Genomic DNA, 7228 nt, shown 5'->3' with positions numbered 1-7228 from the left:
CAAACCCACCAGACACCAAGCCCAGCAGACCCAGCCAGCCCGCACGCTGACCATCCAAACACCCTGTTGAGTTCTCAAACAACACGCCACAACCAAGTCAATTCACTTCCGTGATTTGGCCTCAGCCGGAGCAACCTCTCAACTCTAACAGGCTTCGATCCCGCTGCAAAACTCAGGCTGATTAACCTGTGTCACACGCGACCGAGCCTCTAGTGAGTCTCTGAGATCTCCCGCAGATCAGCTCCCGAAGCGCGCCAACACCCTTCCAGGTTTGTCGCTGTTCTCCGGCGGCTTCCGGACCGGCCTGTATCGGCTGTTCCGTTCCCCCGCGGGCAAAGACAAATATACACACCCTCGGGCCGGCCTTCAAAGGGGGGTCCCCCTTTTACGAGTCGCGCCGTGAACTGCGCATATAAAGCGCACCCCGAATGGGGTACAGAATAGATGACTCTGCGTTTCCGCTCTGCTCTATGGAAAGGACGAAGCCGGGGACCGCCATTGGCGGTCCCCGGCTTCTCAAGCTCTGTGCGCTACGTCCTAAGCGTCGCTCGGGACGATGTTGACCAGCTTGCGGCCGCGCTTGTTCGAGAACAGCACTTCTCCCTCGGCGAGCGCGAACAGCGTGTCGTCGCCGCCGCGGCCGACCAGGTCGCCCGGGTGGTACTTGGTGCCACGCTGCCGGATGAGGATCTCACCGGCATTGACTCGCTCGCCACCGAAGCGCTTCACGCCAAGGCGCTTGGAGTTGGAATCGCGCCCGTTACGGGAGCTGGATGCACCCTTCTTGTGTGCCATCGGTCAACCCCTTACTTCTCGATCCCGGTGACCTTCACGCGAGTCAGCGGCTGACGGTGCCCCTGGCGCTTGTGGTATCCGGTCTTGTTCTTGTATTTGTGGATCTTGATCTTCGGGCCCTTGGTGTGCTCGAGAAGTTCACCGCTCACCGTGACGCCGGAGGCGTCGGTGACCACAGTGCCTTCGTCGACGAGCATCACCGCAGGCAGCGTAAGCGTGTCGCCGGGCTCGCCCTGAAGCTTCTCGACTTCGAGGACGTCGCCCTCGGCGACCTTGTACTGCTTTCCGCCAGTCTTGACGATTGCGTACATGTCGACGCTGGTCTCCTTGGGTCCTCCCCGGTGCGGGGAACAAGTTCCCCCCGCAGGGGAACGGTGTCTGTCAAATGTTGCGGTGTCACGCACCTAGGCCCGCTTGATCGAGTCCGAGTGCGCCCCCGCGAGCGCGGGGAAAGCTGAGGGCTCTGTGGGCCGCTCACTAGCGTACGTCATGTACGCACTGGTTCCGGCATCGGGATCGGGGTGACGCCGCGGACGTCACAGTCCGCGGCGCCCTCCCGTCCTCAGTCGGTTCCGTTGTCGTCTTCGTCCGCGTCGTCGCCTTCATCGGAGGCGGCGGCGATCTTCGCGGTCGGCTCGGCAGCCGACTTGACGTCGTTCTGCTTGGACGACTTCGAGCCGGACTTGGCCCGCTCCTTCTTCTTCTTGCCGCCGGAGGAGCCGCCGTTGCCGTTCCCGGAGCCGCCGCGCTTCTTCGAGCCGCCGGTGCCGAGGATCTCGTCGGTGTGGATGAGAACGCCGCGGCCCTTGCAGTGCTCGCACGGCTCGGAGAAGGCCTCGATGAGGCCCTGGCCGACGCGTTTGCGGGTCATCTGCACCAGACCCAGCGAGGTGACCTCGGTGACCTGGTGTTTCGTCCGGTCGCGGCCGAGGCACTCGGTGAGCCGGCGCAGCACCAGGTCACGGTTGGACTCCAGGACCATGTCGATGAAGTCGATGACGATGATGCCGCCGATGTCCCGCAGCCGCAGCTGGCGGACGATCTCCTCGGCCGCCTCGAGGTTGTTGCGGGTGACCGTCTCCTCGAGGTTGCCGCCCTCGCCGGTGAACCGGCCGGTGTTGACGTCGATGACGGTCATCGCCTCGGTCCGGTCGATCACCAGGGATCCGCCCGATGGCAGGTAGACCTTGCGGTCGAGAGCTTTGAGCAGCTGCTCGTCGACGCGCTTCTCAGTGAAGACGTCCTTGGTGCCGGTGTGGTGCTTCAGCCGGGGCAGCAGCTCCGGCGAGACCGACTCGAGGTACTTGTGGATCTCGTCGTAGGCGTCGTCGCCTTCGACCAGGAGCTCCTTGAAGTCCTCGTTGAAGACGTCGCGGACGACGCGGATGAGCACGTCGGGCTCGGAGTGGAGCACCGAAGGGGCGTTGCCCTTCTTGGCCTTGGCCTGGATCTCCTCCCACTCGATCTGGAGGCGGGAGATGTCGCGGGCCAGGTCTTCGGGACCGGCGCCTTCGGCGGCGGTCCGGACGATGACGCCGGCGCTCTCGGGCACGAGCTTCTTGAGCGCGGCCCGCAGGCGGGTCCGCTCGCGGTCGGGGAGCTTGCGGGAGATGCCGGAGGCGTTCCCGCCGGGCACGTACACCAGGTGCCGACCGGACAGCGCGATGTGGCTGGTCAGGCGGGCGCCCTTGTGGCCGACCGGGTCCTTGGTGACCTGCACCAGAACCGAGTCGCCGGGCTTGAGAGCCTGTTCGATGGACCGGGCCTTGCCGGCGAGGCCGGTGGCGTCCCAGTTCACTTCGCCGGCGTAGAGCACGGCGTTGCGGCCGCGGCCGATGTCGACGAAGGCGGCTTCCATCGAGGGGAGGACGTTCTGGACCTTGCCGAGGTAGACGTTCCCGACCATGCCCTGCGCGCCGCTCTTGGAGACGTAGTGCTCGGCGAGGATGTCGTCCTCGAGGACGGCGGCCTGGGCCTTGCCGCCGCGGAGGCGGACGACCATCTGGCGTTCGACCGATTCGCGGCGGGCCAGGAACTCGGCCTCGCTGACGACCTGGACGCGGTTGCGCCCGCCCTTGCGGCCGTCGCGGCGGCGCTGGCGCTTGGCCTCGAGCCGAGTGGAACCGGAGACGCCGCGGACGTCGTCGTTCGAGCTCTTCTTGGGGCTGCGGACCTTGACGACGACTTCGGCGTCGGAGTCGTCGCTCTTGGTGCGGTCGGAGTCCTCGGAACCGGCGCGTTTGCGCCGGCGCCGGCGACGCCGGGTGATCTCGGGGCCCTCGTCTCCGGTGGAGACGGTCACTTCGGTGGTGTCGGAGGCGGTGTCTTCCTCGTCGTCACCGTTGTCGTCGTCGCCTTCGGCGTTCCCGTCGGCGCCTTTGCCCCGGCCCCGGCCTCGGCGGCCGCGGCGCCCTCTGCGGCGGCGGCGCTCTTCGGCGTCTTCGTCGTCGAGGTCGTCATCGGCTTCGTCGAGGGCGGGCTCTTCGGGCTTCGGTTCGGGCTCTTTGGGACGGTCGGCCTTGGCCTTCTTGCGTTGTCCCTGTTTGGGCTGTGATTTCTTGGAGGCCCGCTTCGGCTCGGTTTCTTCGGCTTCGCGTTCGGCGGGGCGGTCGGTGCGCTCCACTTTCGGCGGGGGCGCGAATACCGGGGCCGCTTGCGGGGCGGCGGCTGCGGCGGGCTTGGAGCGCTCGGGGCGCTCCTCGGGCTCGGCCGGCTTGTCGCTCTTGGTTTTTTGCGGCGGCATGAAGGTGACCATGGCAGCGGGCACCTGCTGTTCGCGCGGTTCGTTCTCGCGCATGCGAATAAATCTCCATTCCAGCCGCCGCCCGGGCGCGTGACGCTGTTTGCGTCCGCTGCCGCACGGGCGCGGCATCAGTAGTGCGGTCCTCCCGCCTCGGCGATGCCCACGGGCCGTAACCCGGCTGGGCATTCCTTGCCGTTCAGACCGCACCGAAAGCCTTCAACTCGTGTCGGGAGAACACCTCTGCCCCGATCGAGTGGTCACGTCCACCGCCGTGAGCGGGGCGGACGGGACATTCTCGGTCGCACCGTCGTCTGTATGTGCGGTACGCCAAGGTCGAGTATCGCACACTCTGCGTCATTCGCCGAGTCGGTCGCCCGACCGGTGCCCCGCCTCTCAGTGTCTCCGGTCACGTTCGGGTGAGTTCAGCGCCCTCTACCAGGGTTGGCACGGATCGGGCCTGGCCGGAGGCCGAAGTGCTCGATAAGCTGATTTCCGGCGCCGCGGTGGCATCGCCATACACGGAGGTACGGACATCGCACTGCAGGTCATCGACTCCGAGGAGTCCGATAATCCCCGAGGTGACGGGAAGCCCGACACCTACCAGGGGCGGCATCGTGGTGCCGACCGGCTCCGCCAGCTCGCCAGCGCCGGCGGCGTCCTGGCCGCGGTGGTGGCCCTCCTCGCGGGCGGCGGGACGATCCTGTTCTGGATGAGCGGGTTCGGCGACGCCGAGCCGCCGGTCCGCGCCGATGCGATCGGCGACCTGTGCGAAACGGTCGTCGACCAGGAGCTGCTGACGCCTTGGGCCGACGCCGAGCTGGAGCGGGAGTCCTCCGACACCACCGGAGACGAGATCCGCACGTTCGAGTGCTCCTATTCGGCCGAGCACACCGGCGACGACGCCTACCGCCTGGTCACGCTCTTCGCCACGGTGCAGGTTTACGAGTCCGAGCCCGATGCCAAGGCCGCGCACGCGGGGCTGCTGGAGTTCGAGGCCTCGGAAGGGCATGCGGCCTCGTCGGTCAGCGGCGTGGCCGACCGGGCGGCGATGGCGGTGCTGGAAGGCGTTGAGGAGACCGAGCTGCGGCTGCACGCGCAGGAAGCGAACGCGACGGTCACGCTGAGCCTGTTCCTCACCGGCGAGCCTCCGGAGGGGGTCGCGAGGGAGCAACTGGCGAAGGATCTGAGCTCCGGGGCGGTCGACGCACTCCCCCGGGACGGGAATTGACCGGCTCCCCCCTTAAGCTGGCCATGACTACCTCGGCGTCAAGTCAACACGCCGGGAAGCAATCGTGGAGGATATTGTGAGCGCCACACCGCCCTTTGGCCCGGCCTACGACCAGCCGCCCGACGACGGACGCAGGACAGGGCCGAACCAGTGGCAGCCGCAGCCGGGTCGCCCGCGCGCGGCGCAGGGCGGCTCCGGTCAGGCTCCGAACGGGCACACGCCGCCCGAAGGGCACCGCCCGCAGGCGGGCAGGCCGGCGGCCGGGCAGGGCCCGCCGCCTTCGGCCGGAGGCAGGCCCCAAGCCGGAGGCCCGCAGGCCGGTCGGCCGGTCCCGGCCCAGTACCCGCCGCCGCAGGCCGGCGGACCACCGCCCTCCCCGCCCCGCCCTGGAGGCCGGCAGTATCGGCCGGCCGCGCCGCAGCAGCCCGGACCGCCGGCGCCCCCCGACCCGGACCGCGCGCCCGAGCCGTTCGAGGAGGCGGCGTTCTCCGACGACGCGACCGCTTGGGGCGGCGGTGAGGGCACGCAGGCGATCGGCAAGCTCGGCTACGTGCCCAAGGAGACGCGGAAGCGTTCCGACTTCCAGAAAGTACGCAGCCGCGCCCGCAAGTCCAGCCCGATTCCGAAGATCATCGCGGCGGTCGTGGCGCTCGGACTGGTCGGCCTGGCCGGCTGGTGGTGGCTGAACCGCGACGACGGCCCCGCCGAGGAGGAGGCGGTCGAGTCGGGCCTGACCTACGCCCGGAGCGAGGAGCCGTGCGGCCTTGCCGACACCGCGGCGCTGGACGGCCTGGTCGACGGCGTCGAACCCGAACCGGTCGGTGAGACGCGCGACCGCCAGCGCGGCTGGGAGCAGTCGTGCGTGCTGACTTACGGCGAGGCCGACAGCGCCTCGGCGCTGCTGGAGTTCGACGGCACCGTCTTCGAGTCCGATGCGAAGGCGGGCGTGAACTACGAGCTGGGCGCCGGGGAGGTGGCCGAGATGGCCGATCCGTGGACGGTGATCGAGCCTGCTCCGGCGATCGGCGACCAGGCCGCGGCGGTGTCGCGCGTGGTCGAGGAGGGGACCTCCAACTACCAGCTGCATCTTCAGGACGACAACATCTATCTGGTGGTGCGGCTGTCCGTGGTGGACTCCGGGCTCGACCAGCAGGGCATGACGGACCTGGCCATGGAGCTGGCGACGTCGTACCTGGACTCGTGGCAGGACGCGAGCTGACCTAGGCGAAGTGGAAGCGGGCCGGGCGCGCAGAGGCGCGTCCGGCCCGCTTTCTCGTCGCGTCTCAGTAGGTCCGCATCGGCTGACCGAACATCTGCGACTCGATGGACGTCGGAGCGCACCACAGGTACTTCTCCTTCTGGCCCTTTCGGAGCATGGCGATCATGTCGTCGTGCAGCATCTGGAGCCATTGGAGCACTTCTTGGTTGACCCGGATGCTCGAGCGCGCGATCTGGGCCTCTTCGGCGGTGAGGCGCTGGAGGACGGTCATGTGCGCCTCGGAAGTGAGGTTGTCGGCGAAGTTGGTCAGGCGCGGCAGGACCGTCAGCTGGGTGCGCCATGGGCCGAGGACCGGTTTGGTCTGGGAGCCTCGCTCGCCGACGTCGTAGACGTACAGCGCCGGGGAGTGCTGGCTGGCCTCGACGGTGACCGGCTGGTCTCCTTGGAGGACGGCGAGGCGGTCGCCGCGGCCCGTGGCGGCCTCGCCGAGGCCGTTCCATTCCTGGGGCCGGTTGGTGCACACCGCGACGCGGGTGCCGAGCGCGAGGGCGCGGAAGACCAGGAGCCGGGCGAGGTAGACGCCGCCGATGAGGTTGACGCGGGTCTCCTCGGGCCGGAAGAGCGGGGCGACGACGGGGATCTGCTCGGCGTCGCGTCCGATGACGAGCCCTGAGGGCGGGCTGGCCGAGGTCATCAGTTCGAGGGCCCTTGCGGTGGGGAACTGCGGCATGGGGCGCAGCGGCGCGATGGCCTTGCCGGCGTCGGAGGCGGTCTCGACGGCGCGGTCGGTCACCGCCATGCCGTAGACGGTGCCTTCGGTGGGGCCGGCCGAGACTTGGGAGACGCCGAACAGTCCCGCGGAGGTGGGCATGGAGCTGACCGGGCCGCCGCTGAGCGGGGCGGCTCCGGAGTAGGGCACGCCGGAGTACGGCTGGGCCGAGGCCGGTTGGCTCGAGTAGGGCTGGCCTGAGACCGGCCCGCCCGGGAACGGCTGCCCGGAGACGGGCCTGCCGGAAACCGGCTGGCCCGAGACCGGTTGCGCCGAAACGGGTTGGGCCGACACCGGGGCGTTCGACGGCCCTGAGGCGGGGGCGGCCGAGACCGGCGCTTGCGGCGGCGGTGCCTGTCGCTGCGCCGGGGCCGGCGGCTGCTGGGGTGCGGGCGGGGCGGCCGGGCGCTGCGGGGTTCGCGGCGGTGAGGCCGGTGGCCGGGCCGCGGGCGGTTGTCCCGCCGGAGGCTGGGC

5 protein-coding genes and 1 pseudogene are annotated in these 7228 nt (G+C 69.2%); 2 read left to right on the top strand and 4 right to left on the bottom strand.

Annotated elements, in window-relative coordinates; genetic code table 11:
* Positions 1–537: 537 nt before the first annotated feature.
* From rpmA to ACYVL2_RS19855, 3 genes and pseudogenes are all read right to left on the bottom strand, one after another.
* A complete protein-coding gene (gene rpmA / locus ACYVL2_RS19865; protein WP_460546547.1) occupies positions 538–795 on the bottom strand; it encodes a bL27 family ribosomal protein in 258 nt (85 codons plus the stop codon).
* Positions 796–806: 11 nt separating this feature from the next.
* On the bottom strand, positions 807–1106 hold the full coding sequence (gene rplU, locus ACYVL2_RS19860) for a 50S ribosomal protein L21 (protein ID WP_026924852.1): 300 nt from the start codon (positions 1104–1106) through the stop codon (positions 807–809).
* A gap of 469 nt (positions 1107–1575) precedes the next feature.
* Positions 1576–3067: pseudogene (locus ACYVL2_RS19855) on the bottom strand (Rne/Rng family ribonuclease); the annotation flags it as partial.
* A gap of 1138 nt (positions 3068–4205) precedes the next feature.
* Here ACYVL2_RS19855 and ACYVL2_RS19850 point away from each other — a divergent pair.
* Positions 4206–4766: a hypothetical protein gene (locus ACYVL2_RS19850; protein WP_460546546.1), complete on the top strand. Its 561-nt coding sequence runs from the start codon at positions 4206–4208 to the stop codon at positions 4764–4766.
* A gap of 76 nt (positions 4767–4842) precedes the next feature.
* Positions 4843–5985 carry a hypothetical protein gene (locus tag ACYVL2_RS19845; protein WP_460546545.1) on the top strand — a complete coding sequence of 381 codons (1143 nt, stop codon included), beginning with the start codon at positions 4843–4845 and terminating at the stop codon, positions 5983–5985.
* 64 nt (positions 5986–6049) lie between these two features.
* On the opposite strand, the gene ACYVL2_RS19840 is transcribed toward ACYVL2_RS19845, so the two are convergent.
* Positions 6050–7228, bottom strand: a 1179-nt coding sequence (locus ACYVL2_RS19840) for a hypothetical protein (protein WP_460546544.1), incomplete at its 5' end; no start/stop codon positions are given.

Source organism: Glycomyces halotolerans, assembly GCF_054779575.1.
Note: the sequence above shows the minus strand (reverse complement) of the source record. Positions and strands in the feature narration are given on the sequence as shown.